The organism is Pseudomonas sp. NPDC098747 (assembly GCF_044760045.1).
Classification (GTDB): domain Bacteria; phylum Pseudomonadota; class Gammaproteobacteria; order Pseudomonadales; family Pseudomonadaceae; genus Aquipseudomonas.
Map to the genome: position 1 here is coordinate 56,475 of NZ_JBIWAL010000034.1, position 2,452 is coordinate 58,926.

The window sequence follows — 2,452 nt, forward strand, 5'->3', positions numbered from 1 at the left end:
GTTGTCGATGTCTACGCCTTAATTGTCCGCCTTGACGCGAACCTTGACGTTGTAATCCACAACGCGTTTGACAGCTACAAGAACCTTCATGGATTCCTCGTTACTCTCCGGTGAAAAGAAAGTCGCCTAGGCGAACCTGGCGGTTGATGCTCATCGGGTTACAAGGGCACCTCTAAAAACGCCGGCCTGTATACGAGGTGATTCCACGCTGCGAAGTGCTGTGACCGTTCGTCAGTGGTGACCGACAAGTCATGCCTCTTCACGGTGTGTAAACTGCGCGCCGGACTTGCGCTGCGCATCACCTTGTATTGCCTACGCCCTGTCTTTAGAGGTGCTCTTGAAACCGCCAGTCTGCCTACGGCGAGCGCAAAACCGCCCGTATATTGACCGGAACGCCTATTCCGGTCAATACAGCAAAATGACCATTCATAAGCCGCGCTTCTTTGATTTATCTGGGCTGGAGCCGATTCAAACAAACGTTTGTATTGGACGCTAGGAGTGGTGTAGATATAATGCGCCCCCTAGAGAGAACGGTGGCTTCTCCTTTATCCCCTTGACGTTAACGTAAAGGCGGAACGGAAGCGACATCAAACCTCCATATTAGAAAAAAAACTGTTGAGCCTTGAGTAGGAGATAGCCTGTGGAACGCGAATACATGGAATTCGACGTGATCATCGTCGGTGCCGGCCCCGCTGGCCTGTCCGCCGCCTGCCGCTTGAAGCAGAAGGCCGCCGAAGCCGGTAAGGAAATCAGCGTCTGCGTGGTCGAAAAAGGCTCCGAAGTCGGCGCACACATCCTTTCCGGTGCCGTATTTGAACCACGGGCTCTGAACGAACTGTTCCCGGACTGGAAAGAACTCGGCGCCCCGCTGAACACGCCAGTTACCCGCGATGACATTTTCGTACTGAAAAACGCCGAAAGCGCGCAGAAAATTCCTGACTTCTTTGTGCCCAAGACCATGCACAACGAAGGTAACTACATTATCTCCCTGGGCAACCTCTGCCGCTGGCTCGCCCAGCAGGCCGAGAACCTCGGCGTGGAAATCTACCCGGGCTTCGCCGCTCAGGAAGCACTGATCGACGAGCAAGGCGTGGTTCGCGGGATCATCACCGGCGACCTCGGTGTCGACCGCGAAGGCAATCCGAAAGAAGGCCTGTACACCCCGGGCATGGAGCTGCGTGGCAAATACACGCTGTTCGCCGAAGGTTGCCGTGGCCACATCGGCAAGCAACTGATCAAGCGCTTCAACCTCGACAGCGATGCCGACGCCCAGCACTACGGCATCGGTCTGAAAGAGATCTGGGAAATCGATCCGGCCAAACACCAGCCGGGCCTGGTGGTGCACACCGCCGGCTGGCCGCTGGAGATCATGGGCACCGAGAACACCGGCGGCTCGTTCCTCTATCACCTGGAAAACAACCAGGTGGTGGTCGGCCTGATCGTTGATCTGTCCTACAGCAACACTTACCTGTCGCCGTTCGACGAGTTCCAGCGCCTGAAACATCACCCGGTGCTGGCTCAGTACCTGGAAGGCGGCAAGCGCATCAGCTACGGCGCCCGCGCAATCAGCAAGGGTGGCCTGAACTCGCTGCCGAAGATGGTCTTCAAGGGCGGCGCGCTGATCGGTTGCGACCTCGGCACCCTGAACTTTGCCAAGATCAAAGGCAGCCACACCGCGATGAAATCCGGCATGCTCGCCGCAGAATCGGTGGCTGACGCGCTGTTCGCTGAAAAGGACGGCACTGAAGAGCTGACCGCTTACGTCGACGCTTTCAAGAAGAGCTGGCTCTATGACGAACTGTTCGCCAGCCGTAACTTCGGCCCGGCGATCCACAAGTTCGGCGCAATCGTCGGCGGCGGTTTCAACTGGCTGGACCAGAACATCTTCGCCGGCAAACTGCCGTTCACCCTGCACGACACCAAGCCAGACTACGCCTGCCTCAAGCTCGCGGCCGACTGCAAGAAAATTGACTACCCGAAACCCGACGGCAAACTCAGCTTCGATAAACTCAGCTCGGTGTTCATCTCCGGTACCAACCACGAAGAAGAACAGCCTTGCCACTTGAAGCTGACCGACCCGAGCATCCCGATCAGCAAAAACCTGCCGCTGTACGACGAGCCGGCACAGCGCTACTGCCCGGCCGGCGTGTACGAAGTGATCACCAAGGAAGACGGCGAGAAGCGCTTCCAGATCAACGCCCAGAACTGCGTGCACTGCAAGACCTGTGACATCAAGGACCCTTCGCAGAACATCACCTGGGTGACGCCGGAAGGCGCTGGCGGCCCGACTTATCCGAATATGTAAGGCGGATCGCTGAACAACAAGGCTCCCGAAATGGGGGCCTTTTTGTTGCCCATGTCGCGTCCTGAATAAGGTTTACACCTTCTGGCTTTTTATCAGGAGGGCGCAATGGATACGGGCGGAAGACGCAGTCAGAGAGATTACACGCTG

Annotated in this window: 1 protein-coding gene and 1 pseudogene; one reads left to right on the plus strand and one right to left on the minus strand. The window is 57.1% G+C overall.

Annotated elements, in window-relative coordinates; genetic code table 11:
• A pseudogene (locus tag ACIQVE_RS19695) lies at window positions 1-90 on the minus strand (electron transfer flavoprotein subunit beta/FixA family protein); the annotation flags it as partial.
• 550 nt (window positions 91-640) lie between these two features.
• Between ACIQVE_RS19695 and ACIQVE_RS19700 the strand changes: the two are divergent.
• Complete coding sequence (locus tag ACIQVE_RS19700; protein WP_402811165.1) at window positions 641-2,305, plus strand: electron transfer flavoprotein-ubiquinone oxidoreductase; 1,665 nt, start codon at window positions 641-643, stop codon at window positions 2,303-2,305.
• The last annotated feature ends 147 nt before the right edge of the window (window positions 2,306-2,452 follow it).